General features: G+C 71.4%; 20 protein-coding genes. 16 read left to right on the top strand and 4 right to left on the bottom strand.

The genetic code is table 11. The annotated features are described in order from the left end of the window. The first annotated feature begins 19 nt into the window (after positions 1–19). The 8 genes from AC3A3L_RS06025 (at position 20) to AC3A3L_RS05990 (ending at position 14,003) form a co-directional block, all read left to right on the top strand. Positions 20–2,062 carry a bifunctional aldolase/short-chain dehydrogenase gene (locus AC3A3L_RS06025; RefSeq protein WP_487639106.1) on the top strand — a complete coding sequence of 681 codons (2,043 nt, stop codon included), beginning with the start codon at positions 20–22 and terminating at the stop codon, positions 2,060–2,062. After that, complete coding sequence (locus tag AC3A3L_RS06020; protein ID WP_487639105.1) at positions 2,059–3,558, top strand: rhamnulokinase; 1,500 nt, start codon at positions 2,059–2,061, stop codon at positions 3,556–3,558. The genes AC3A3L_RS06025 and AC3A3L_RS06020 overlap by 4 nt, the downstream gene beginning before the upstream one ends. 56 nt (positions 3,559–3,614) lie before the next feature. Beyond that, complete coding sequence (locus AC3A3L_RS06015; protein WP_487639104.1) at positions 3,615–6,689, top strand: glycosyl hydrolase; 3,075 nt, start codon at positions 3,615–3,617, stop codon at positions 6,687–6,689. A 17-nt stretch (positions 6,690–6,706) separates the two neighbouring features. Beyond that, a complete protein-coding gene (locus AC3A3L_RS06010; protein WP_487639103.1) occupies positions 6,707–6,898 on the top strand; it encodes a helix-turn-helix domain-containing protein in 192 nt (63 codons plus the stop codon). Between the two features lie 43 nt (positions 6,899–6,941). After that, positions 6,942–7,760 (top strand): (Fe-S)-binding protein, encoded by an 819-nt coding sequence (locus AC3A3L_RS06005; RefSeq protein WP_487639102.1) that lies wholly within the window; start codon positions 6,942–6,944, stop codon positions 7,758–7,760. Next, complete coding sequence (locus AC3A3L_RS06000; protein ID WP_487639101.1) at positions 7,757–9,235, top strand: lactate utilization protein B; 1,479 nt, start codon at positions 7,757–7,759, stop codon at positions 9,233–9,235. The genes AC3A3L_RS06005 and AC3A3L_RS06000 overlap by 4 nt, the downstream gene beginning before the upstream one ends. Continuing rightward, positions 9,232–9,816: a LutC/YkgG family protein gene (locus AC3A3L_RS05995; RefSeq protein ID WP_487639100.1), complete on the top strand. Its 585-nt coding sequence runs from the start codon at positions 9,232–9,234 to the stop codon at positions 9,814–9,816. The genes AC3A3L_RS06000 and AC3A3L_RS05995 overlap by 4 nt, the downstream gene beginning before the upstream one ends. A 554-nt stretch (positions 9,817–10,370) precedes the next feature. Continuing rightward, complete coding sequence (locus tag AC3A3L_RS05990) at positions 10,371–14,003, top strand: glycosyl hydrolase (protein ID WP_487639099.1); 3,633 nt, start codon at positions 10,371–10,373, stop codon at positions 14,001–14,003. Positions 14,004–14,251: 248 nt separating this feature from the next. On the opposite strand, the gene AC3A3L_RS05985 is transcribed toward AC3A3L_RS05990, so the two are convergent. Together AC3A3L_RS05985 and AC3A3L_RS05980 are read right to left on the bottom strand one after the other, a co-directional pair. Beyond that, entirely contained in the window at positions 14,252–14,488 is a 237-nt protein-coding gene (locus AC3A3L_RS05985; RefSeq protein WP_487639098.1) for a hypothetical protein, read from the bottom strand. Positions 14,489–14,518: 30 nt separating this feature from the next. Then, positions 14,519–15,196 (bottom strand): hypothetical protein, encoded by a 678-nt coding sequence (locus AC3A3L_RS05980; RefSeq protein ID WP_487639097.1) that lies wholly within the window; start codon positions 15,194–15,196, stop codon positions 14,519–14,521. A 114-nt stretch (positions 15,197–15,310) separates the two neighbouring features. Here AC3A3L_RS05980 and AC3A3L_RS05975 point away from each other — a divergent pair, with 114 nt between their 5' ends. The 6 genes from AC3A3L_RS05975 (at position 15,311) to AC3A3L_RS05950 (ending at position 19,999) form a co-directional block, all read left to right on the top strand. Beyond that, on the top strand, positions 15,311–16,303 hold the full coding sequence (locus AC3A3L_RS05975) for an aldo/keto reductase (protein WP_487639096.1): 993 nt from the start codon (positions 15,311–15,313) through the stop codon (positions 16,301–16,303). Positions 16,304–16,329: 26 nt separating this feature from the next. Next, positions 16,330–16,719, top strand: coding sequence for a DUF1801 domain-containing protein (locus AC3A3L_RS05970; protein ID WP_487639095.1), 390 nt, complete (start codon positions 16,330–16,332; stop codon positions 16,717–16,719). A gap of 66 nt (positions 16,720–16,785) precedes the next feature. Beyond that, positions 16,786–17,424: a hypothetical protein gene (locus tag AC3A3L_RS05965; RefSeq protein WP_487639094.1), complete on the top strand. Its 639-nt coding sequence runs from the start codon at positions 16,786–16,788 to the stop codon at positions 17,422–17,424. Positions 17,425–17,570: 146 nt separating this feature from the next. After that, a complete protein-coding gene (locus tag AC3A3L_RS05960; protein WP_487639093.1) occupies positions 17,571–18,995 on the top strand; it encodes a calcium-binding protein in 1,425 nt (474 codons plus the stop codon). 46 nt (positions 18,996–19,041) lie between these two features. Then, positions 19,042–19,263, top strand: coding sequence for a hypothetical protein (locus AC3A3L_RS05955; protein WP_487639092.1), 222 nt, complete (start codon positions 19,042–19,044; stop codon positions 19,261–19,263). A 70-nt stretch (positions 19,264–19,333) separates the two neighbouring features. Beyond that, positions 19,334–19,999, top strand: a complete 666-nt coding sequence (locus AC3A3L_RS05950) for an AIM24 family protein (RefSeq protein ID WP_487639091.1) — start codon at positions 19,334–19,336, stop codon at positions 19,997–19,999. 10 nt (positions 20,000–20,009) lie between these two features. Here AC3A3L_RS05950 and AC3A3L_RS05945 read toward each other — a convergent pair whose 3' ends face one another. Together AC3A3L_RS05945 and AC3A3L_RS05940 are read right to left on the bottom strand one after the other, a co-directional pair. Continuing rightward, positions 20,010–21,281 (bottom strand): calcium-binding protein, encoded by a 1,272-nt coding sequence (locus AC3A3L_RS05945; RefSeq protein WP_487639090.1) that lies wholly within the window; start codon positions 21,279–21,281, stop codon positions 20,010–20,012. Between the two features lie 162 nt (positions 21,282–21,443). Further along, positions 21,444–22,409 (bottom strand): zinc metalloprotease, encoded by a 966-nt coding sequence (locus AC3A3L_RS05940; RefSeq protein WP_487639089.1) that lies wholly within the window; start codon positions 22,407–22,409, stop codon positions 21,444–21,446. 282 nt (positions 22,410–22,691) lie between these two features. Between AC3A3L_RS05940 and AC3A3L_RS05935 the strand changes: the two genes are divergently transcribed. Beyond that, positions 22,692–23,720 (top strand): PASTA domain-containing protein, encoded by a 1,029-nt coding sequence (locus AC3A3L_RS05935; protein ID WP_487639088.1) that lies wholly within the window; start codon positions 22,692–22,694, stop codon positions 23,718–23,720. 700 nt (positions 23,721–24,420) lie between these two features. Further along, complete coding sequence (locus tag AC3A3L_RS05930) at positions 24,421–25,644, top strand: hypothetical protein (RefSeq protein WP_487639087.1); 1,224 nt, start codon at positions 24,421–24,423, stop codon at positions 25,642–25,644. The last annotated feature ends 113 nt before the right edge of the window (positions 25,645–25,757 follow it).

The following is a 25,757-nucleotide window of genomic DNA, read 5'->3' as shown; positions in this document are numbered from 1 at the left end:
ATGACAAGGAATCTGCACCGTGAGTGACCTCAACCCCGCCGTCGACGCGCTCGTCCAGCGCTCGAACCGCCTGGGCCAGGACCCCAAGAACACCAACTACGCCGGCGGCAACACCTCCGCCAAGGGCACCGAGACCGACCCGGTGACCGGGGAGGACGTCGAGCTGCTGTGGGTGAAGGGCTCGGGCGGCGACCTCGGCACGCTGACGCCAGGAGGCCTGGCCGTGCTGCGGCTGGACCGGATGCGCGCGCTGGTCGACGTCTACCCGGGTGTGGACCGCGAGGACGAGATGGTCGCGGCCTTCGACTACTGCCTGCACGGCAAGGGTGGTGCCGCCCCCTCGATCGACACGGCGATGCACGGGCTCGTCGACGCGGCGCACGTCGACCACCTGCACCCCGACTCCGGGATCGCGATCGCGACCTCGGCCGACGGCGAGGAGCTGACCCGCACCATCTTCGGCGACGAGGTCGTGTGGGTGCCGTGGCGCCGCCCGGGCTTCCAGCTCGGCCTCGACATCGCCGAGATCAAGGAGAAGAACCCGCAGGCCCGCGGCTGCATCCTCGGCGGCCACGGCATCACCGCGTGGGGCGACACGAGCGAGGAGGCCGAGGCCAACAGCCTCTGGATCATCGACACCGCCGCCTCCTACATCGCCGAGCACTCCAAGGCCGAGCCGTTCGGTCCCGCGCTCGAGGGCTACGCCGCCCTCCCGGAGGCCGAGCGCCGCGCCAAGGCGGCCGCCCTCGCCCCGACGATCCGCGGCATCGCCTCGGCGGACCGCCCGATGGTCGGCCACTTCACCGACGCCGACGTCGTCCTCGAGTTCCTGGCGCACGCCGAGCACCCCCGTCTCGGCGAGCTGGGCACGTCGTGCCCCGACCACTTCCTGCGCACCAAGGTCAAGCCGCTGGTCCTCGACCTGCCCGCCTCCGCCTCGGTCGAGGAGAGCATCGCCCGGCTCCAGGAGCTCGCGGTCTCCTACCGCGAGGACTACCAGGGCTACTACGACCGCAACGCCACGCCCGACAGCCCCGCGATCCGCGGCAAGGACCCGCTGATCGTGCTCGTGCCCGGCGTCGGCATGTTCAGCTTCGGCAAGGACAAGCAGACCGCCCGCGTCGCCGGCGAGTTCTACGTCAACGCGATCAACGTGATGCGCGGCGCGGAGGGCCTGTCGTCGTACGCCCCCATCGACGAGTCGGAGAAGTTCCGCATCGAGTACTGGGCGCTCGAGGAGGCCAAGCTCCAGCGGATGCCGAAGCCCAAGCCGCTCGCGACCCGCGTCGCGCTCGTCACCGGCGCCGCGTCGGGCATCGGCCTGGCCACCGCCAAGAAGCTCGCGTCCGAGGGCGCCTGCGTCGTCATCGCCGACCTGTCGCTGGAGAAGGCGCAGTCCGCGGCGGCGGAGATCGGCTCGACCGACGTCGCCGTCGGCGTGCAGGTCGACGTCTCCGACGCCGCCGCCGTGCAGGCCGCGGTCGACGCGACCGTGCTGGCCTTCGGCGGTGTCGACCTCGTCGTCAACAACGCCGGCCTGTCGCTGTCGCGCTCCCTGCTCGAGACCACCGAGCAGGACTGGGACCTCCAGCACGACGTGATGGCCAAGGGCTCGTTCCTCGTCGCGAAGGCCGCGGCCAAGGCGATGATCGAGCAGGGGATGGGCGGCGACATCGTCTACATCTCCTCGAAGAACTCGATCTTCGCCGGCCCCAACAACGTCGCCTACGGCGCCGCCAAGGCCGACCAGGCCCACCAGGTGCGGCTCCTGGCCGCTGAGCTCGGCGAGCACGGCATCAAGGTCAACGGCGTCAACCCCGACGGCGTCGTGCAGGGCTCCGGCATCTTTGCCTCGGGCTGGGGCGCCAACCGCGCCGCGGTCTACGGCGTCGAGGAGCAGGACCTCGGCAAGTTCTACGCGCAGCGCACGATCCTCAAGCGCGAGGTGCTGCCCGACAACATCGCCAACGCGGTCTTCGTCCTGTGCACCGACCAGCTCAGCCACACCACCGGCCTGCACATCCCGGTGGACGCGGGCGTGGCGGCGGCCTTCCTGCGATGACCCAGCCTGCGCTGACCCTGCGCGTCGCGGCCGTCGACCTCGGGGCGACCAGCGGTCGCGTGATGGCCGCGCGCGTGGGGCCGGGGCACCTCTCCCTGAAGGAGGTGCACCGGTTCCCCAACGGCGGCGTCCCGGTCGGTGGCTCGCTCTTCTGGGACGTCCTCGGCATCCACCGCGAGGTGCTGGCGGGCGTCGCCGAGGTGGCGCGCACCGGCGAGCTGCACGGGATCGGCATCGACTCGTGGGCGGTCGACTACGGCCTGCTCGACCGCGACGGCGAGCTGCTCGGCAACCCGTACAGCCACCGCGACCCGCGCACCCGCGACGTCCCCGAGCTGGTCGCCAAGACGGTCAGCGTGCAGGAGCAGTACGCCGTCAACGGCCTGCAGCAGCTGCCGTTCACCACCGTGTTCCAGCTCGCCGCTGCACGTGGCACCGCGGCGCTCGAGTCGGCCCACTCGCTGCTCCTGCTCCCCGACCTGCTCGGCTACTGGCTGACCGGCGAGGTCGGCGCCGAGCGCACCAACGCCTCGACGACGGGCCTGCTCGACGTCGGGACGGGGGAGTGGTCCAGCGAGCTGGCCAGCCGTCTGCAGCTGCCCTGGTCGATCCTGCCGCCGCTGCGCGACGCCGGCTCGGTCGTCGGGCCGCTGCGCGCCGAGGTCGCCGCCGACCTCGGCCTGTCCCCGGACGTGCCCGTCGTGGCGGTCGGCTCCCACGACACCGCGTCCGCCGTCGTCGCCGTACCCGCCGAGGCGGGCACCTCCTTCGGCTACATCTCCTCGGGCACGTGGTCGCTCGTCGGCCTCGAGCTCGACGCGCCGGTCCTCACCGAGGAGGCCCGCGAGGCCGACTTCACCAACGAGGGCGGCGTCGACGGCACGGTCCGGTTCCTCAAGAACGTGATGGGCCTGTGGGTGCTCTCGGAGTGCCTCAAGGCGTGGCGCGACCGCGGCACCCCCGCCACCGACCTCGCCTCCCTGCTCGCCGACGCCAGCACGGCGGCGCCGCTGCGCACCGTCGTCGACATCAACCACCCCTCGCTGCTGGGCCCCGGCAGCGCCACCGACCCGATGCCGGAGCGCGTCGTACGACTGGCGCGCGACGCCGGCGAGCCGCTCCCGCAGACCCCCGGCGAGATCACCCGCTGCATCCTCGACAGCCTCGCGCTGGCCTACCGGCGCCACCTCCGAACCGCGGCCCGGCTGGCCGGCCGCGACCTCGAGGTCGTCCACGTCGTCGGCGGCGGGTCGCACAACCACCTGCTCTGCCAGCTGACCGCCGACGCCCTCGGCGTCCCGGTGCTGGCCGGCCCGGGCGAGGCGGCCGCGCTCGGCAACGCCCTCGTCCAGGCGCGCGCCCTCGGCGCCGACCTGCCCGACCTCGCCGCCATGCGTGCCCTCGTCCGCGAGACGCACGACGTACGACGTCACGACCCCCGCCCCGGCCTCGACTGGGACGCCGCCGACCGTCGCGTCGGACCCGCCACCACCTGATCGACCGCCTGATCGACCGCCTGACCCCACCGCCTGACCCCCCACAGGAGCTCTCGATGGACCAGCACGGCCCGACCCACCTGACCCGCCGCACCCTCCTGGGTGCGTCCGCCGCCGCAGCGGGCTTCGTGGCCGCCGCATCGGCGACGCCTGCGGCCGCCGCTCCGGGTGGCGCCTCGGCCGCCACCCAGTGGCTGCCCAAGGACCTCGTGCGCCGCTTCGCCTCGCCCGGCACCGCGACCGCGGCCGGCTTCCGCTGGTGGTGGCCGCACGGCCTCGTCGACCCCGTCGAGATCGCCCGGGAGGTCGACCAGGTCGCCGACGCCGGCTTCGGTGTCCTCGAGGTCGCCGACGTCACCCACAGCCTCCGCGCCCGCAACATCACCATCGACGTCGGCACGCACGGCTGGGGCACCGCACCCTGGGTGGCCGGCGTCAAGGCCGCCCTCTCCCGCGCTGCGGTGCGCGACGTGCGCATCGACATCACCGTCGGTCCCTCGTGGCCGGCCGCCGTCTCCACCATCACCCCGGACGACGACGCCGCCTGCACCGAGCTCGCGCACGGCCTGGCCGACGTGGCCGCCGGGGCGACGTACGACGGGGTGGTCCCCGAGGCGGTCCTGCACCCCGAGGGCGCGGTCACGAAGCAGACGCTGGTGGCGCTCCAGGCGCACCGCTACACCCCGTCGACCAACACCCGCGTGCTGCCGCAGGTGGACCCCGACTCCTACGTCGACCTGCTCGACCAGGTCGTCGACGGCCGCATCACCTGGACGGCGCCGTCCGCGCCGGCCGGCGGGTCGTGGGTGCTGCTGTCGTTCTGGCAGCGCGGGTCCGGCCAGGAGCCCGAGGCCGCGCCGCACACCTCCCCGCGGTCGTACGTCGTCGACCACTTCAGCGCGCTCGGCTCGCAGGCCGTGGTCGACCTGTGGGAGGACAAGGTCCTCGACCGCGAGCTGCGCAGCCTGCTCGGCCGCGCCGGCGGCTACCTCTTCGAGGACTCGCTGGAGATCGAGACCGAGGCGACCATCTGGACGCCGAGGATGTTCGAGGAGTTCGAGAAGCGCGCCGGCTACGACCTGCGCCCGTGGCTGCCCGTCGTGATGGAGCTGAAGGAGAAGTACCTCTACGACCTCGGCACCGGCGCCAACGCGGCGACGACCGACAGCCTCCGCACCAACCAGGTCCGCGACGACTACAACCAGGTGCTCTCCGACCTCTACCGCGACCACCACCTGCTCCCGCTCAAGGCGTTCGCCCGCACGCTCGGCATGGGCCTGCGGGTCCAGCCCTACGGCCTCGAGACCGACACCGTGGAGCACGCGGCGCTGCTCGACATCCCCGAGACCGAGTCGCTCGGCTTCAAGAACCTCGACGACTACCGGGTGATGGCGGGCGGTCGCGACATGGCCGGCCACACGATCCTGTCCTGCGAGGCGATCTGCTACAACGGCGCGGCCTACAACACGATGCTCGGCGGCAACAGCGCCAGCCCCACCCAGCAGAACCAGGCGCTCTTCACCCTCAACAGCATCTTCGCCGCGGGCGTGAACCAGGCGATCATCCACGGCTTCCCCTACGCCGACGCGCCCGACGTGACGTGGCCCGGCTTCGCCGCCTTCTCGCCCTACTACAACGGCGCGATCGGCTTCGGCGAGGCGTGGGGGCCGCGCACGCCGCAGTGGCAGCACATGCCCGACATCGCGGCGTACCTCTCCCGCACCCAGCTCGTCCTCCAGACCGGCACGCCGAAGTACGACATCGTCTTCCTGCGGCAGAAGGGCTGGACCTCGACCGGCATCGGCGCCTTCTGGGCCACGAACGACGGCATCCCGCTCGGGTGGACCCACTCCTTCGCGACCCCGGCGCTGCTCGACCTGCCGCTCGCCAAGGTCCGGGATGGCCGGCTGGCTCCCGACGGCCCGGCCTACAAGGTGATGATCGTCGGCACCGACCAGTTCCGCGGCCAGGTCGCCACGATGGCGGTCTCGACCGCGCGCAAGGTCCTCGAGCTCGGGCGCGCCGGGCTGCCGATCGTGTTCGTGCGCGACTGGTCCGACCCGCGCCCCGTCGGTCTCCCCGAGGGCGCGCCCGAGACCGTGGAGCTGCGTGACCTCGTCGCGCAGATCAAGGCGCTGCCGACGACCCGCACGGCCGCGGCCGACGCCGACATCCCCGGTGCGCTCGCCTCGCTCGGCATCACGCCCGACGTCGAGCACGAGCGGTCGACCGTGATGACCCTGCGGCGGGTGGTCGGCGACGTCGACCTCTACTACGTCGCCAACGCGCGGCACGCCGAGAACCGCCGGCTCAACCGCGTCACCCAGGACGTCTGGCTGACCACCACCTCACCGCGCGCGGTGCCGGTGGTGCTCGATTCCTGGACGGGTGAGACCCGCCCGGTCGGCCTCTGGGAGCGCCAGGCCGACCGGGTGCGGGTCCGCGTCGACCTCGCGCCCGGCCAGTCGACCGTGATCGCCTTCGCGACCCCGCAGTCGGCCGACCCGGCCCAGCTGCACGCGATCGCCACCACGGCCCTCGACGTGCTGCGCGAGCCCGGCAAGCTCGTGGCCCGCGCCGGCACCGCCGGCGACCACACCGTCACCCTCGGCGACGGCCGCACGGTCGCAGCGAAGGTGGACCGGGTCCGCGACCCGGTCGTGCCGGCGTCGTGGCGGCTCGAGGTCGAGGACTGGCAGCCCGGCGCGACGGCCACCGAGACGATCAAGCCGGTGCGCAGGGCCGAGCTCACGACGCTCGTGCCGTGGAGCCAGGTCCCGGGGCTGGAGGACGTCTCGGGCGTCGGCCGCTACACGACCGAGGTCGACCTGGGCTCCGACTGGACCGACCGCGACGGCGCCTGGCTCGAGCTCGGCGAGGTCACCGACACGTTCCGGGTGAAGGTCAACGGCACGGCGGTGGGCGGGTGCGACCCGCTCTTCCCGCGGGTCGACCTCGCTGGCCTGCTGCGTCGCGGGCGCAACGTGATCGAGGTCGAGGTGGCCTCCACCCTCCTCAACCGGCTGCGAACGGTGACGCCGGCCGTCTACGGCGTCGCCCAGCGGCAGGCGTACGGCCTCCTCGGGCCGGTCCGACTGGTGCCCTACGTCGACCAGCCGGTCCGCCGCTGACGATGGACGACAGTCCGGTGCCCCTCGGCCACGACGAGCTCGTCGTGCTGCGGCTCATGGCCGAGGGGCACACGGTCGAGGCGGTCGCCCGCCGCCTCGACGTCTCGGAGCGCACCGTGCGGCGCAAGTCCCGCGCGGCGTGCGAGGCCGTCGGTGTCGACACGACCATCGAGGCGATCGTGTGGGCCGTGCGGCGCCGGCTCATCTGACCACCCGCCCGCCCCAGCAACCACCGCCCAGCACCGTGGAAGGATGCCAACCGTGAGGGTCGCCCTCCAGATCACCTGCGTCAACGACGCCATGTTCCCCGACACGGGGAAGGCCGTCGTGCGGCTGCTGCGCCGTCTCGGGGTCGACGTCGACTTCCCGAGCGCGCAGACCTGCTGCGGGCAGCCGATGGTCAACACCGGCTACCTCGACGAGGCCGTCCCGGTGGTGCGCGCCTTCACCGACGCGTTCGCGGGGTACGACGCCATCGTCACGCCGTCCGGCTCGTGCGCCGGGTCGGCCCGGCACCAGCACTCGATCGTCGCCGAGCGCTCCGGCGACCCTGCCCTGGTGGCGGCCGTCGCGGAGACGGCGCCGCGGACCTACGAGCTCACCGAGTTCCTCGTCGACGTGCTGGGCGTGACCGACGTCGGCGCCTACTTCCCGCACCGGGTGACCTACCACCCGACCTGCCACAGCCTGCGGATGCTCGGCGTCGGCGACCGGCCCCGGCAGCTGCTCGAGCAGGTCCGCGGGATCCAGCTCGTCGAGCTGCCCAACGCCACCGAGTGCTGCGGCTTCGGTGGCACATTCGCGCTCAAGAACGCCGACACCTCCGTCGCGATGGGCGCCGACAAGGCGCGCCACGTCCGCGGCACCGGCGCCGAGGTGCTGGTCGCCGGCGACAACTCCTGCCTGATGCACATCGGCGGGATGCTCTCGCGCCAGCGCGCCGGCGTACGCGTCATGCACCTGGCCGAGATCCTGGCCGCGACGGAGAGCACCGAGAGCGACGCCGAGCCGAACAACCCGCTGGTCGAGGAGGTCGCGCAGCGACCGTCACGAGACCGAGGCATCCGATGAGCGGCACCTTCGTCGGCATGCCGGCCTTCCCGACCGCCGCGCGCGAGGCGCTCGGCGACACCCAGCTGCGCCGCAACCTCGCCCACGCCACCCGCACCATCCGCGACAAGCGTGCCGCGGTCGTGGCCGAGGTGGAGGACTGGGAGGAGCTGCGAGTCGCCGGCGCCGCGGTGAAGGAGGCCGCGCTGCGCGACCTCGCCACCCACCTCGAGACCCTCGAGGAGTCCCTGACCCGCGCCGGCGCGACCGTCCACTGGGCCCGCGACGCCGAGGAGGCGTGCGCGATCGTCGCGCAGGTGGCCCGCGACCACGACGCCGACGAGGTGGTCAAGGTCAAGTCGATGGCCACCGGCGAGATCGGCCTCAACGAGGCCCTCGAGGCCGAGGGCATCGCCGCGTGGGAGACCGACCTGGCCGAGCTGATCGTGCAGCTCGGCGAGGACCTGCCGTCCCACATCCTCGTGCCCGCGATCCACCGCAACCGCGCGGAGATCCGCGAGATCTTCCGCCGCCGCATGGGCGACGTCGGTCGTCCCGCGCCCGACGCGCTGACCGACGAGCCGGCCGTGCTGGCCGGGGCGGCGCGCGAGCACCTGCGGGAGAAGTTCCTCCGCGCCAAGGTCGCCGTCAGCGGCGCCAACTTCGCCGTCGCCGACACCGGCACGCTGGTCGTCGTCGAGTCCGAGGGCAACGGCCGGATGTGCCTCACGCTCCCGGAGGTGCTGGTCAGCGTCGTCGGCATCGAGAAGGTCGTCGCCACCTGGTCCGACCTGGACCCGATGCTCCGCCTGCTGCCGCGCTCGTCGACGGGGGAGCGGATGAACCCCTACACCTCGACCTGGTCGGGCGTGACCCCCGGCGACGGGCCGCAGGAGGTGCACGTCGTCCTGCTCGACAACGGCCGCAGCCGCGCGCTCGCCGACGACGTCGGCCGCCAGGCGCTGCGCTGCATCCGCTGCTCGGCCTGCCTCAACGTCTGCCCGGTCTACGAGCGGGTCGGCGGCCACGCCTACGGCTCGGTCTACCCGGGCCCGATCGGCGCGATCCTCAACCCGCTGCTCAACGGCGTCTCCGACGAGCAGACCGCGTCCCTGCCGTACGCCTCGTCGCTCTGCGGGGCCTGCTTCGAGGTCTGCCCGGTGCGGATCGACATCCCGTCCGTGCTGGTCGACCAGCGCGCAGCGGTCGTCGACTCCCACCGCGACGACCGCGTGCCCAAGCCCGAGGCCGTCGCGATGAAGGCCGCCGCCTGGACCTTCGCCGACTCCCGTCGCCTGCGGTGGGCCGAGCGCGCCTCCGGCCTGGCCGGCCGGGTGCTCAGCCGCTTCTCCCGTACGACGCTGCCCGGCGGCCGTGCCGCCGCCGGCCGCCTGCCGGGGCCGGCCGCCGGATGGACCGGTGCGCGCGACCTGCCCGCCCCGCCGACCGAGTCCTTCCGCGAGTGGTGGGACCGCACCGACGGGGGCCGATCATGAACGCGCGCGACGAGATCCTCGGGCGTGTCCGCTCGGCGCTGTCCGGCGTGTCGCCCGCCGTGGACCTTCCTGCGGCCCCCCGCGTCCCGGACCGCGGCGACCTCGTCGCCCTGTTCGACGAGCGGGTCGCGGACTACCGCGCGGTCGTCACCCGGTGCGCGACCGACGACCTCGCGTCGGTGGTCGCCGAGGCGCTCGGCGGCGCGCGCGCCGTCGTACCTCCCGGTCTCGGCCTCGACGTGCCCGGCTCCGTCGTCGACGACGGCCTGACCGCTGCCGAGCTCGATGCGATCGACGCCGTCGTCACCCGCGCCGCCGTCGGGATCGCCGAGACCGGCACGATCGTGCTCGACCACCAGCCCGACCAGGGCCGCCGCGCGATCAGCCTCGTCCCCGACCTCCACGTCTGCATCGTCGACGCGAGCCAGGTCGTCGCCGACGTACCCGACGCGATCGCCGTCCTCGACCCCGCCCGCCCGCTGACCTGGATCAGCGGCCCGTCCGCCACCAGCGACATCGAGCTCGATCGGGTCGAGGGCGTCCACGGCCCCCGCACCCTCCACGTGGTGCTCGTCGGCTGAGGTCGCCTGTCGAGCGGTGAGTGACGCAGCTTTTCGGCGCTCAGAACATGTCTCACTCACCGCTGGGGGCATCGAGCGGCGCGCCACCCACATTCCGCGAGCGGGAATTGTGGCTGAGCCACCGCTGCGGAGCGTCGCCCACGGCTCGCCGGCCCGGCGGTGAGCCACGCAGCTTTTCGGCGCTCGGAACATGTCTCATTCACCGCTGGCGCCCAGGTCGCCCGACGAGCGGTGAGTGACGCAGGTTTTCGGGCCGCAGAACATGTCTCACTCATTGCTGGGAGTCGCGCCGGAGCGGCGGTGACACGAGGCGGCCTGTCCGGCATACGCCGCTGAAACGTTGCACGGCTCGTGGCGGTCGATGGCGGCGCAGGCTTGGCCGCTTCCGGACAGTCGTCCCGGAGTGTGTTGACGGTCACACGTCAACGGGGGACGCTGTCCGCGTTGAAACGAATCATTCTCGGGCAGTCGAACCGCTGAGGCGCCTGCCGTACCCGATCGGAGACCGCATGAACCCGAAGTCACCACCCACCCGCCTCCGCGGGAGGAGGGCAGTGACGGCCGTCGCGGCGACCCTGTCCCTCGGGGTGTCGACCCTCGCGCTCGGACTCGGGGCGAGCCCCTCGTCGGCGGAGCCCTCCGGCGCCTCGTCACCGGCCTCTCCCGAGGCGAAGAGCTCGACGTTCGCCCAGCAGCTCGAGAGCAGGTACGTCGATCCCGACCGCGTCTACAGCACCGACGTGCGGTGGTGGCTGGGCTCGGCGTCGCACACCGACGAGACGCTGCTCGAGGAGATCCAGGCGCTCTACGACGGCGGCTTCCGGGGTGCGGAGCTCGCGATGCAGGACGACGGCGAGGCCAATGACGAGGACTACGCCTACGGCTCCCCGATGTGGGCGCACAAGTGGAACCTCATGATGAACAAGTTCCTCGACCTGGGGATGGGGGTCTACCTCACCTCGGGGACGAACTGGGCGACGTCGAACGTGCCCGGACTGGACCCGGCGAGCCAGGCCGCCATGCAGAACCTGACCATGGCGACCTCGGTCGCCGCGGCGGGGGAGCAGGTGACGGTCCTGCCGTCCCCCACGACCAAGAACCGGCGCAACGGAGCCTCGTTCGTGTCGGCGTACGCCTACCGGGTCACCGACGGCAACACCGTCGACCCGGACAGCTTCGTCGACCTCACGTCCCGGGTCACCCAGGGTGCGGACGTCTGGACGCAGCAGCTGGCGTGGGACGCGCCCGACGACGGGCAGTACCGCGTCTTCGCGCTGTGGACCCAGGGCACCTACCAGCGTGCCAACCCGTCGTCGCAGGACAGCTACACGACGAACTACTTCGACGAGCGCGGAGTCGACGCGCTGAAGGAGTTCTGGCAGGAGCACTACCTCGCCGACCCGGAGCTCGCCGCGAAGATCAAGGAGGGCGACGTGCAGCTCTTCATGGACTCGCTCGAGATGAGCAAGGGCAACGGCGGGATGACGTGGTGGGCCGAGGACATGGCCGCGCAGTTCCGGGAGCGCAAGGGCTACGACGTCACGCCGTACCTCTTCCTCGTCGACGGGATCGGCAACGACTGGAACAACCCGTACCACTCGGTCGTCAACGCCGGCAAGTACCGGCTCGACGGCGCCGAGGACCTCCGCCAGCGGGTCGTCAACGACTACCAGGACGTCCTGACCCAGCTCTACCGCGAGCGGATGCTCCAGCCGCTGAAGGAGTGGCTGAACTCCGTGGGGATCGAGACGCGCGCGCAGATCTCCTACGGGCAGCCGCTCGAGATCTCGGAGCCCGGGATGGACGTCGACTACCCCGAGGCGGAGAACCGCAACCAGTACAACCAGATCGACCTCTTCCGGTACTGGACCGGCGGGGCGAAGCTCGAGAACAAGGTGCTCTCCAGCGAGACGACCTCGCTCGAGTTCGGGGCGAACGCCACCCAGCAGATGCGCCTGGAGGACGCGTACTCGCAGTTCGCGTCCGGCATGCAGCGCACGATCTGGCACATCTGGAAGGCGGGCTACGGCTACGGCCGCTGGAACTGGCCGGGCTACGACCCGAGCTTCGGCTCGTCATTCGCGCTCATGGCCGACCGCTTCCCTGCGGCCGCGACGTACGACGAGCTGAACGCCCACCTCGGCCGCGTCCAGCAGCTCATGCAGACGGGCGTGGCGCGCAGCGACATCGGCTTCATCAACCAGAAGTTCGTGCACGGCATGCGGCTCGGTGGAGGCGTGGGCAGTGACAACGCCGGCATGAACTGGCAGAAGGCGCACCAGGGAATCCAGTACCGCTCGACCGAGCTGCAGGACAACGGGTACACCTATGACTACTTCAGCCCGCGGTTCCTCTTCGACGACGACGTCCGCTTCGACCAGCAGACCAAGACGATCGAGAAGGCCGGCTACAAGGCCGTCGTGCTCTACCAGGACTGGCTCGACATCAACGGCGCCCGTCGCCTGCTCAGCTGGGCCAAGCGTGGCCTGAAGGTCGTCGTCCTGGAGGACGCCGCCTCCCGTACGCCGTTCAATGACGGCAAGGACGGCGCGCTCAAGAAGGTGATGGACGAGATGAAGACCCTGCCGACCGTGCGGCAGGCCACTGTCTACGACAACATCGACTACCTCAGCGCCGAGCCCGGTGGCTACGACGACAACGTCATGGAGAAGCTCCAGGAGCTGGGCGTCGAGCCGTACGCAGGCTACGCCGAGCCCAACCAGCAGCTGCTGAGCCAGACGCGCGAGGACGGCGCCGGCAACCGCTACCTCTACACCTACAACTACGACGACGGCTCCTACCGCGACAAGAGCCTGCGTCCGGAGGTGCGCAACGCGCCCAACCCGGGCACCAACATCAAGACCGAGGTCGAGATGGACGGTCAGTACGTGCCGTACGCCATCGACGCGTGGACCGGTGCGGCCACCGAGCTCGCCGACTTCCGGTGGGAGGACGGGCGGACCGTCGTTCCGATCGACCTCGACTACAACGACATCTCGCTGATGGCCTTCGAGAAGGTCGACCAGGCGCCGCTCCACGTCACCGCGACGGACGCCGACAGCTCGTACGCCACCGACGCGGGTGTCGCCGTCCGGGTCGGCGAGAGCGGACAGGTCTCGACCACGCTGAGCAACGGCAAGCAGTTCACCGACGACGTCACGGTCCCCGAGCCGTACGACATCACCGACTGGGACCTGACGGTCGAGTCCTGGCGCCCGGGTGAGGCGGGTGACCTGGTGCGCACCGAGACCGTCGACGGGGTGACGACGACCAACCGCAAGACCTCGACCGCGGTCACGCCCATCGAGGTCGAGCTGGACCAGCTGACCACGTGGGACGAGATCCCCGAGGTCGGGAAGGCTGTCTCCGGCACCGGCCACTACGAGGCCACGTTCGTGTGGGACGCCGACAGCGCCTCCGGCGCCTACCTCGACTTCGGCGACGGGCTCGAGGAGAGCATGGAGGTGCGGATCAACGGCCGCAAGGTCGGCGGTGCGGTCTCCACCAACCCGACGAAGGTCAAGCGCGACGTCGGCGGTGTCGGCAAGCCCACCATCGACGACGGCACCGGCACGCAGGTCCCGCTTGTGGGTGAGGACCTCTACACCGGTGGGGTGAACTGGATGGTGCCGGTGGCCGACGTGAGCGACTACCTCGTCGACGGCGAGAACGAGATCGTCATCGACTACAAGTCGGCGCTGGCCAACGTCCAGCTCGACCGCGGGGTCTTCACTCCCAAGCAGAACGTCGCCGGCTGGTGGGGCTACGACATCGAGTACCTCCAGAACGGACCGCGCCAGGCGAAGCTGGTGCCGTTCGTCGACCTGGAGTACTCGACGACGCCTCCCACCACTCCGCCGACGACCCCGCCGACGACAGCACCTTCGACATCGCCCACGCCTTCGCCGACGACTCCACCGGGCGCGACGAGCTCGAAGGTGGTCGCGAAGAAGAAGGTGCGGGCCGGTGCGAAGCTCAGGATCGTGCTGCGTGACGTGCAGGAGCGCAGGGTCGAGCTCACCCTGGGTGGGCGCACGCTCGGCTCGGCCAAGGTCGATGGTGACCGGGTGAAGGTGTGGAAGAAGGTCCCCGGCCGCCTCGCGGGTAGGAAGGTCCTCCGGGTCCTCGACCGCGACGGTGACCTGCTCGCTCACACCACGGTGCGGGTGCTGAGGAAGAAGCGCTAGCTGCCGGCGCTTCATCTGCAGGGGGCCACGCCGTTGCGGCGTGGCCCCCCCATTCCTTGGAGGTCCGTCGACGAGCGGTGAGTGACGCAGGTTTCCGGCGCTCAGAACATGTCTCACTCACGGCTGCGGGCGACGAGCGGTGCGCCAGCCACATTCCGCGGCTGGGGAATGTGGCTGGGGCACCGCTCGTCGGCCCGGCTCGGAGACCACTCGCCCCTGGCGCGGGTGGTCCCCGAGAGTCCGTGGTCCTACGGGATGGGCCTGACGTGGTCCCAGTCCCGGGTCTGCCCGTTCCAGCGCTCCAGCACCCACGGCCACTGCTCCTGCAGCTCCGGGGGACGCTGCCGGTTGCGGCTCGCGGCCCACTCGCCGGCGGCCTTCTCCGCCTCCCGGCCGGTCACGGCGGTGAAGTCGCGCAGGGTCCGGTCGCGGTCGGGCGGGTCCTGCGGCCCGGGCGCATAGGCGACGCGGTACATCACGTACATGAGCCCCTCCTGAGTCTTTCCTCCACCTGTTCAGGAGGGCACGGGCGGGACTTTGATACGCGCCGCCTCGTCGGGGCGCTGGCGCAGGACGTCGGGCAGCAGGTGCTCGAGCATGCCGACCTCCTCGACGTTGTGCCTGACCCACGCCTCCGCCATGGCCTCGGGGAAGACCCGCGAGGTGAGGTAGCGGTTGACCGGCGCGAACGCGCGGAGGCGGGACCCGAGGTCCATCACGCTGACGTAGTGCGTCCCGTCGGGTCCCCACGACCAGGTGTGCTCGAGCTGGAAGATCCGCACCCCCGCGAGGCGGCGCACGAGGCGGATCCCGGTCTCGTCGAGCTTCTCGACCCTCTCGACGGAGTCGACCCGGAAGCGCTCGTCGCGGCCGAACGCCTCGACGATCCGGTAGCTCGCTCCCTCGTCGGCACCGCCGCTCGGCGCCGGCCGCGCCAGCTCCCACGTGATGTGGTCGAGCGGGTGCCACGCGAGGTAGCCCGACATCCGCTCGCCGGCGTACTCGATCTCGTCCCCGATGTGGCGGAACCACCACAGCAGCATCGGTGGCGTGATGCCGGCCAGCGGCTGGTGGTCGATGGTCACCCGCATCCGGTGGTGGGACAGCCGGCGGACCGAGCTCCGTGCCGAGTCGGTGGTGCGCAGCGGGTGGACCACCGGTCGCGGCTCGGGCAGGGGCATCGGTCGGGCCACGGTCGTCACCTCCGGTCGGCGGGCTCCCACGGTAGGCGTGGGGCGGCCGTGCGGGCCAGCCTCTCGCCCGTCGGTGGGAGGCGGCGGCTTGTCGGGGCTGTGAGACTCGGCCCCATGGAGCACCGCACCCTCGGAAGGACCGGCCGCGAGGTCTCGGTCGTCGGTCTCGGCACCTGGCAGCTCGGCGCCGACTGGGGCGACGTCAGCGAGGCCGACGCGATGGCCGTGCTGGAGGCGTCGGCCGAGGCCGGCGTGACGTTCTACGACACCGCGGACGTGTACGGCGACGGGCGGAGCGAGAAGCTCGTCGGCCGCTTCGTCGCAGCCCACCCCGGCGCCGGCTTCATCGTCGCGACCAAGATGGGCCGCCGCGCCGACCAGGTGCCGGCCAGCTACGTCGAGCAGAACTTCCGCGCGTGGCTCGACCGATCCCGCCGCAACCTCGGCGTCGACACGATCGACCTCGTGCAGCTGCACTGCCCGCCGAGCGAGGTCATCGACGCCGCCGCGACGTACGACGTCCTGGACCGACTCGTCGACGAGGGCGTGGTCGCGGCGTACGGGGTCAGCGTGGAGACCGCCGCGCAGGCGCTCAGCGCGATCGCCCGGCCGAACGTCGCCAGCGTCCAGATCATCCTCAACGCCTTCCGGATGAAGCCGCTCGACGAGGTGCTCCCGGCGGCGGCCGATGCGGGCGTCGGCATCATCGCCCGCGTGCCGCTCGCCTCGGGGCTGCTGTCGGGCAAGTACGACCTCGGCACCACGTTCGCGGAGGACGACCACCGCACCTACAACCGCGACGGCAGCGCCTTCGACGTCGGCGAGACCTTCTCGGGCGTCGACTACGCGACCGGGGTCGAGGCGGCGCAGGAGTTCTCCTCGCTCGTGTTCGACACGGGGCTCGACGTCACGCCGGCGCAGGCGGCGATCGCGTGGATCGTGCAGCAGCCGGGCGTCTCGACCGTCATTCCAGGCGCGCGCAACGTCGACCAGGCCGAGTCGAACGCCGCGGCCGGGCTCGTCGGCGACCTTCCGCCCGCGTTCCTCGAAGCCGTGACCGACCTCTACGACCGGCGGATCCGGGAACAGGTCCACGCTCGCTGGTAGGGCGGATCGCTGCCACAATCCGTTGCATGACGGGACGGGCGCATCCGGGGGTCGACGACTACATCGCGAGGCTGCCCAACTGGCAGCAGTCGATCTGCGAGCGCCTGCGCGAGATCATCTGGGCCACGGACCCCGAGATCGAGGAGACGATCAAGCGGACGGTCCAGCCCTACTTCGTCCTGAAGGGCAACGTCTGCGCGCTGCTGGCGACGAAGGACCACGTCAACCTGTTCCTGTACGACCCGACCGTCAGCGACCCGGCCGGCGTCATCAACCAGGGGCACGACAACCTCACCGCCCGGTCGATCCAGATCTACCGGGACGACGAGATCGACAGCGAGGCGATCACCGGCATCCTGGCCGAGATCGTCGAGCACAACTGGCAGGGCGGCTGGCGCCGGCTGGGCCGAGGCTGACCACGCGGCACGTCGCTGGTCTGATCCACGTCGACCGGAGGGGCCCACTGCGGTTCCATGGCTGGCATGGCCGACATCGTCCTGGGCGTCCTCGCCATCATCGCCGGGGGCGTCATGCTCGTCGCCGGCCAGTTCGTGCTGCGATTCGTGATCCCCGTCTGGGGCTTCTTCGCCGGCTTCGCCTTCGGCGCCGGCCTGGTCGCCGGGATCTCCGACGTGCGCTTCCTCAGCACCGCGCTCGGATGGGTGCTGGGCCTGCTCTTCGCATTGATCTTCGCCGTCCTGGCCTACCTCTACTACTACGTCGCCATCGTGCTCGCGATGGGCGCGGCCGGGTTCGCGATCGGCTCTGGCCTCATCGTCGCCCTGGGGATCACCTGGAACTGGCTGGCCGTCCTGGTCGGCCTGGCGGTCGGCCTCCTCCTCGGCCTGGTGTCGGTGTTCACCAACGTGCCGATGATGCTGCTCGTCGTCGTCGGCTCCGTCGCCGGTGCGGTCGGTGTGACGGGTGGCCTGATGCTGCTGGTGGGCTCGCTGAACTCCACCGACTTCAGCCGGAGTGACTTCACCGACCGCGTCTCGAGCAGCTTCGGGTGGACGCTGCTCTTCCTGGTGCTCGCCCTGGCCGGGATCGTCATCCAGGGCATGCAGCGGGCGCTGAGGACCCAGACCATCCACGAGGCCTGGTACGTCGAAGCCCGCTGACGGCTCGCTTTTCCCGAGGGGTTCGGGACTGCCGTCCCGTGTGTCCGGCGCGAGAGGCGCCCATCCTCGATGGCATCCGATGCCGTGGAGGGAGACGGGACATGGACACACACGCAGACACAGCTCGGCGGTCGAGGAACGGGTGGGTGCTCGCCGGCCTGGCGCTCGTCGCGCCGCTGCTACCGGCCGTGCCGGCGACTGCCGTCGCCGGCACGTGCGACGGCAGGCCGGCGACGATCCTCGGCACCGCGGGGGACGACGTGCTGAGAGGGACGAACGGCGACGACGTGATCGTCGGGCTGGGTGGCGACGACACGATCTACGCGTTCCTCGGCAACGACGTCGTCTGCGGCGACGAGGGGACGGACCGGTTGTGGGGCTACGCGGGCGACGACCGCATCTTCGGCGGGTTCGACAGCGACGCCGGCGGCGACGTCATCTGGCCGGGAGCGGGCAACGACTTCGTCGACGGCGGCCTCGACCCGCTGACGCGCGACGACTACTCCGTCCCCGCGGACACGTTGTCCTACGCGGACCTCCTCGGCGCCGGCTTCCCGGGCGGCATCAGGGCCGACCTCACCCCCGTCGGCGGACTCGGCTTCGTGGCCGAGCCGTCCGGCACCGACCAGGTCGTGGTGACCGAGGCCCTGGGCATCGCCGGCACGCGCTCCGCGGACGTGATGGTCGGATCGCCGTACCTCGACGTGCTGATCGGTGCCGGCGGCGCGGACCAGCTCGACGGCGCGGGCGGCAACGACACCCTTGCCTCCGACTTCAGCGACAGCGACCTCGACCCGGCCGCCGACGCCCCGGACGACATGGACGGAGGGCCGGGCACGGACTGGATCGTCCTGGGGAAGGCGGGAGGTACGGCGCGCGGCGGGGACGACATGGACCACCTCGAGGCCCACCCGGAGACCGCCCCGGCCGTCCTGCGCGGCCAGGACGGGGACGACCAGCTCCTGGCGCAGGCGGTGGAGGACCTCGACATCGACGGTGGCAAGGGTCACGACGACATCTACGTCAGGCTCACCCGCGCCTCGCGCGGCACGTCCGTGGACGGAGGCGACGCCAGGGACCTCGTCACCATCGACGTGCGCAAGGCGGGCTTCGGCAAGGGCTCGCCGATCACCGTCGACCTGGGTCGCCGCGTGCTCCGGACCACGGCACGGGTCGGTCGGGTGCGCAGCCTCGAGGTCCTGTGGATCCGGGGAGAGGACGCACGCTGGCGGGTGCGTGGCACTCCTCGCAACGACGACGTGATCATGCAGGGAGGGCGCAGCCTGGAGGCCGTGATGCGCGGCGGCCGTGACTCCGTCGTCGCCACCCGGGGGTCGGACCTCCTGGACCTGGGAGCCGGTCGCGGCGACTTCGCGAACGGTCGCATGGGGAGGGACACCTGCCTCGGCGCCGAGCGGGTCAGGAGCTGTGAGGAGCGGACCGCCGGCCGGTCGAGGGCCGCGCGGGATGCCGACGCCCGTGCCCGGGCCACCCTCGATCGAGTCCGAAGCGGCGCGCAGGTCGTGCCGCGTCGGCCGCTCGCGGACATCGGGCCCGGGTCCGGTTCGTGAGCTTGGCTCCGGACGCTGGATCGAACATGTGTTCTATTGTGTACGAGTGCCCCGACAACCTCCGTTCCACGTCTGGGTGGACCTGACCGGCACGTGGTCCGTGCCGGCGCCGGGCGTCCTGCTCGCGTGGCGCCGGTCGGACCGTCGCGGTTGGGAGGCATGGGTCGTCCGCGCGGAGTCGTACTCGACCGGTACGGGATCCGAGGTGCTGATCTCCCAGGCCTGGGTGTCGGCTGCACTGGTACGACCGGCGGACGGCAGGACGTGAGCCCACGCCACTACCGTTGAGGCCAGCAAGCCTGCCGACGCCGACCCCGGCCACAGCTCAGAGGAGACCCATGCGCAGCGAACTGTTCGGAGAGAACATCGAGTCGACCGGCACCGACCGGTTCGCGTTGCAGAACGCACGCCTCCTCCGGGTCGCCCTCGACGGAGAGGTGATGGCGCGACAGGGCGCGATGGTCGCCTACCAGGGCCAGGTCGACTTCGCCTACCAGGGCTCCGGCGGCATGGGGAAGTTCCTGAAGAAGGCCTTCACCGGCGAGGGCATGCCGTTGATGAAGGTCTCGGGGCGAGGGGACGTGTTCTTCGCCGACGACGCGATGGAGGTCCACCTCGTCAGGCTCGAGAACGACTCCCTGACGGTCAACGGCAGCAACGTGCTCGCCTTCGACTCGAGCCTCACCTGGGACATCAAGCGGGTGGAGGGGGCGTCCATGATGGCCGGCGGCGTCTTCAACACCACGTTCACCGGCACGGGCACGGTCGCCATCACCTCGCACGGCAGCCCGGTCGTCCTCGACGTCGACGCGCCGACCTACGCCGACATCCAGGCCGCGATCGCCTGGTCGACCTCGCTGACCACGACCGTACGACGGACTGCCGGCGCCGGTGCGCTCATCGGTCGCGGGTCGGGCGAGGCCTTCCAGCTCGGCTTCAGCGGCCAGGGGTTCGTCGTCGTCCAGGCCAGCGAGGGACGGGTCGTGGTCCCGCACAGCCACTGACGGCGGCGCGCTACCGGCGTACCTCGCACTGCCGCAGCTGCTCGCCGCCGATGCACCGGTCCCGTCCGCGACCACCGACGAGCTGGTCGCGACCGGGACCGCCGTCGAGGAGGTCGTTGCGCCGACCGCCGACGAGGATGTCGGCGCCGCGCTGCCCGTACGCCTTCACCTGGATGCTGTCGCTCACCGACAGGCGGTCGCGCCCGGCGCCGCCCAGGTAGGTCAGGTTGCCGGCAGGCCCGGAGAAGATGAGGCCCTCGACGCCCTCGTAGCGCGCGCGCTTCACGCCGCCGACCGTCACGCGCTTGCGCGGCACGTCGACGACGTACCTCGACCCGCGCGGGAAGTCCGACTTCGGTGCCCGCAGCAGTACGTCGTCGCGTCCGCCGCCGCCGTCCACCTCGACCCGGGTCCTGCGGGTGAGGTCCGCCTGGATCTCGTCGTTGCCCGCACCACCGTGGGCGCTGGCCCCGTCGCGGGCGAAGAGGAAGTCGTTGCCGTCGCCGCCGCCGATCGCGCTGCCGCGTCCGTGCGCCTCCACGCCGTCGTTGCCGCCGTCGCCGTAGAACCGGTCACGCCCCCTGTCCGGCGACTGGATGAAGTCGTCGCCGTCACCGCCGCGCACGACGTCGTCCCCCTTCCCGGGCTCTATTTCGTCGTCACCTCCGAGCCCGAGGATGCGGTCGTCGCCCGTGCCGCCGTCGAAGCGGTCCGGGCCGTTCGAGCCGGTCAGCACGTCGTCGTACGCCGAGCCGACGATCCCGCCGGAGTAGGCCGGCACCACGATCGTGTCGTTGCCCTCGCCCGTCGCCGTGCCGGCCGAGAGGTCGACGCTGACGGGACCGGGCGCGCCGTCGAACCACACCGTGTCGTACCTGGCTGGCCGGTCCACCTCGTCGACGCTCGCCGACGCCGGGTCGTCGCCCAGGTCGATGAAGTCGTTGCCCGGACCCGGCACGAGGATGTCGCCGGCGTAGCCGTCGTCGGGGACGTAGTAGTCGTCGAGGCCGCCGAACAGCCGGTCGTCGCCCGGCCCGCCGACCAGCGTGTCGGCGTTGCCGAGCCCGCAGATCGTGTCGTTGCCCGCACCCCCGTCGATCCGGTCCTGGGCGAACGAGCCGAGGATGACGTCGTCACCCGGCGTGCCGGTGGTCGGCGTACCGGGGACGACGACGATCGTGGGCGCCTTCCCGTCGCAGGTCGTCTCGGCCGCCGCGGGACCAACCGCCAGGCCCACGACGCCGAGCGGCGCCAGGGCGATCAGCGTGACAGTGATGGGCATGCGTCGCATGGCTCTCCTCCGATCGGTCGACCTCGTCTGCGGGCCGTGACATGTGTGACGCACGGACCCGGCCGGGAGTTGCGGAGCTGATTCCTCATGGTGGGGAGGTACGCCGGCCCGGGGAGGCCCCGGGCCGGCGTCTGGAGAGAGCTCAGCGGGAGGTCAGCCGTTCCCGCCCGCCCGGAAGTCCTGCCAGGCGTCGCTCATCCGGTCGGCCTGGCCCTGGGTGAACATGTCCATGCAGGAGTCCTGCGTGTAGTCCATGAAGTTGTGGATCGGGTCCACACCGGGGGCGTCGCAGGTGTCCGCTCCGACCGGGCAGTCGAATTGCGGGTACGCCTCGCGCGGCGTGTCCGCCACCCCGTCGTTCACGGCGCTGCAGCCGTGGGCGAAGGTGTGCTCGAGCATCAGCCAGTGTCCGACCTCATGGGTGAGGGTGTCCCCGAGGCCGTACTTCCACGGCAGGCCCGTGTCGGGGTCGACACCGCCCGGCATCGACTCGTCGAGGATCACCACGCCGTCGATGTAGTCGCGCCCGTTGTTGTAGCCCTTGGGGAAGTAGGCCCAGCCCAGCAGGCCGCCCCCGATGTCGGCGGCGTAGACGTTGAGGGTCTCGGAGTCGCCCACGTGGAGCGCTGCCTTCATGTCCCGCTCCGTCTTGCCCGGCGCGACGTTGGCCCACGCCTGGTTCGTGACGAAGTTGGTGGCCGTCAGGTCGAACCGGAACGGCGTGTCGGCGGCGTCGGGCGCCGTCGCACCCGAGTAGGAGTCGTTGAGGACCTGCACCTGCGCATTCACCATGTTCTGGAGCCGGGTGCGCTCGGCGGCTGTCGGTGCCGTTGACGTGATCACGTGGAAGACCGTCTCGATGTGCACCGAGCCGGCGGGCAGCGTCGGGAGGTCGGTGATCAGGCCGTACTGCTTGGCCTGGTTGTCGGGGTAGAGCTTCGGCTCCTTCGCCGCGGCGCCCTCACGAACGCGCGCCGCGGAGCCGGTGTCGTGACACTCCTGGGCGGCTGGCGAGGCCGTCGCCGTCGCGGGTACGGCGGCGGTCGCCGCCAAGGTGGTGGCCACCAGTGCCAGCGAGCCGGCCAGGGCGGCGGATCGGAGCAGTCGAGTGGGTCGCATCGGAGCACCTTTCCGGAATGGGTCCCGTGTGGGGCCTGGGGCAACGTACGACGCAACGACTCGTTGCACCAGACCCGTGAGGGGCCGAGAACAGATTGGGGATCTGCGCGCATCGGCAGGCCGCACCTGCGCGTCGACAAGTTCTGCGAAACTCGAGGGATGGCGCCGCCCGCTGATGACGAGGAGTGGCTCGTAGTCGACGGCCGGCGCTGGCGGCGCCCCGACCCGACAATCCCGGCCGCCGCGCACGACGACTCCGGACGCCGGGACCGGGAGTGGTAGATGGACCTCCAGGACTACCGAGATGCGCGCCACCGGCGACTCGTCGAGATGGCGATCGAACTCGGCGTGCCGGCGGATCGCGCCGAGGCGGTGGTCGATCGCGTCATCGAGGGCCAACGGCGCCGCATCGTGCGGTCTGCCGACCCTGACGAGGTCGTCGTTCCCGCGCTGCGCGAGGAGGTGCTCGGCGGGCGGTCTCATGGCCCCTCGCTCGCCGTGTTCGTGCTTGTCACCGTCGTCGCGGCGGCGTTCGCGGTCGCCATGGTGACGGGTCCACCCGACCGTGGGAAGGGCGAGCGGAGGGCCGCGACGGTTCCCGCCCTCGTGGGCCTGACCTCCACCGAGGCCGTCAGCGCGCTGGGCCGCGCCGGCATCGCGACACGGGTCGATGCGGTGCCCCAGTGCAATCCGGCCGGGCAGGTGCTGGGGTCCGTGCCGCCCTCCGGCGACACGGTCCGGCCCGGCGAGGTCGTGGTCGTCATCGCGACGGCGACCCCGTCGTGGAGCTGTCCTGCTGACGCCGCCGTCCACGTCCAGGCGTGGGCGTTCCTGCGCTTCCTCGTCTCCGGTTCGGCCCGCCCGCACCTGGCGCCCGAGGTGCGGTTGTACGTCGACGGCGAGGCGGCCGGGACGGCGGACGGGACCCACTCGGCCACTTCGCCCGACTGGCGGTGGCGCGTGCGCGACCCCGTCGTGGCCTACGCGGTGCGTCCTGTGGCCAACGACCTGGGTCAGCCGGTCGTCTCGATCACGCGTGGATCGCCACCGCCCAAGACCTGCGGCATCGCCACGCCGAACCCGTCCGGTGTCGCCGGGACTTCTACCCGCGTCGTGCTCACCGCAAGCGCCGCAGGAACCGGCGACGAACCGGGCGACGGGCCTGGGCTCGAGTGCCAGCTCACGATCGACCTGTTCGAGGACGACGACGGAGCCATCGCGGTTGTCGCCGTGACCGTTCCGGGCGGCCGGGGTCTCGGACCGCCGCCTTGGGTGCGTACCCGCGACGACCGGGACGCACTCGAAGACTGATTGCTGGGGCGGTGTCCGGTGATGGAGTCTGGTCCCGGATGGTCCGCGAGCTGCTCGAAGCAGCCCGCCACGTCGCGCGTGTGTTTGGAGACTGGTCCAGTGGCAATGGGCGCTCAGGGGAAGTCGAGGATCGCAATCGGCAGGCGCCGGCGCCCCGAAGGGTACGCGGCGGAATGACGCACCGATTGCGGTCGATCTGGTTGGACCCTGCACGCTCGGCGGCGTCTGAGCGGCGTTTCCCGTCGCGCTACTCACTGGTGGCGTGAACCTGTGCTCCCGCTCGCGTCGTGTTTGGCCATGCGTCCGAGTGTGGCGGGCACCTCCGACAGCAAAGCCGGGAGTACGTGGGAGCCTTGAGTTCTCGGCACGGTAACGGCATGCCTGGCCGGGAGCACGCTGTCCGGCGCACACTCGACGCATGCACACCAGCCGGCCTGCGAGCGGTCGTGGTCGTCGGGCCGCGGTGGCGCTCGCGACCGTTGCGACCCTTGTCTCGTGGGCTGGGTGTGACACGTCCGGCTCGGAGGCGGGTCGTTCCGCCGACGCACCGCACGAGGAGCATCGCTCGTCCGATGCTGCCCCGGACCCTGAGGCCGAGACCGCTACCGACGGCGAGATGCCTGCCGAGGTTGAAGCCACCACGTCCACGCCAGCCGGCTACCGGCCGTGCCCGTCACAACCCTGGAGTGCGTGGATCACCGTGGACCGCACGACCGAGGACTACTCATGGGCCGACCTCGGGGACCTGGTCGTCGACCAGGACGGCACCGCGACGCTGGCCATGAATGAGTGGGTCGGTGGACTGTTCAACGCCCGCACCCTCAGCGTGCCCGCTGCCGCAGGTGACCCGCAGAAGCTCCCCGGCCCGCCGCCGAACATGCAGCCAGTCCCGGACGGGTCCGGGGTGTCTGCAACCTTCCCTGACGGCAGCACCCACCTCGGCGTCGACGACGCGGGCACCCTGACCGCCATGTTCGTCCAGGACATCCGCCGGCGCCGCGGCATGGGATCCGAGACCTACGACCTCGTGCTCTCCGACAGACCGGTCGGACGGTCCTGGCCACCGGTTCCGCACGTCGCAGGTACCGCCTTCCTCCTGAGGGGCCACCTGGCTGTCAACGCCTCCGGCGCAGCGGTCGTGGCGTGGCAGGGCGTCGAGGCGCCCCTGCGCCTGAGCTACCGGCCTACCGCCGGCGCCGCTTGGGGACCCGCGCAGCCCGTCACACCAGACGCCGAGTTCGTGATCGACCTCGGCATCGACGACGCCGGAAGAGTCGTCATGCTCTACGACAACCGAGACCAAGGGATCGTCGCTGTCAGGGGCACCCCGGGCGCCGGCTGGAGCCGACCTACGCCACTCGCCGGCAACGACCACCAGCTCGAAGTGTCTACGGGCGGTGCCGCGCTCGTCACCGCTGGCCGCGGGTTCCCCAACACCCGCCACTACACGTACTCGATGTCCCCGACTGGAACTTGGGGTCCCGCCGTACGGCAGCCGGACACCCGCAGCCTCCAGCCCGTCATCGCCATCGACGGCGCTGGCCGCAACGCCTACATGTACTGGCAGAAGCGGCGCCTGATGGTCCGCAGCGGACGCAGCGGACGATGGCGCAGACCGTGCGTCCTCACCGACCGCGTGAGCGAGCCCCTGCGCTACAACGAGGACTCCGTCCACGTCGACGTGAACGGTCGCGGGGACGCCGTCGTCGCCTACCGCACCAGGGGGAAGAATCCGCAGCGACTGTGGGCCCGTTACAAGCCTGCCGGCCAGCCTTGGACCGAGCCGATCGAGGTGACCGCCGGAGCTCCCGGTCGGCAACGTGCCTTCCGCGCCGCCATCGGATCGAACGGCGACGTCGCCATCGCCTGGGTGACGCCGAACTTCAAGCAGATCGACCTCGTCCGCATGGCGCCCGCAAGCTGACCAACGCCCCCGGCCGTCGAACGGGTAGCCCGACCGCGGACGCATGCCAGTCGACGCGAGTGAGATTCCCGGTCTAGGCGGGACTGCAGCCCCGGGCACAGGCAGCGCGGGAA

This window comes from Nocardioides sp. Soil_C_8, assembly GCF_057656315.1.
Note: the sequence above shows the minus strand (reverse complement) of the source record. Positions and strands in the feature narration are given on the sequence as shown.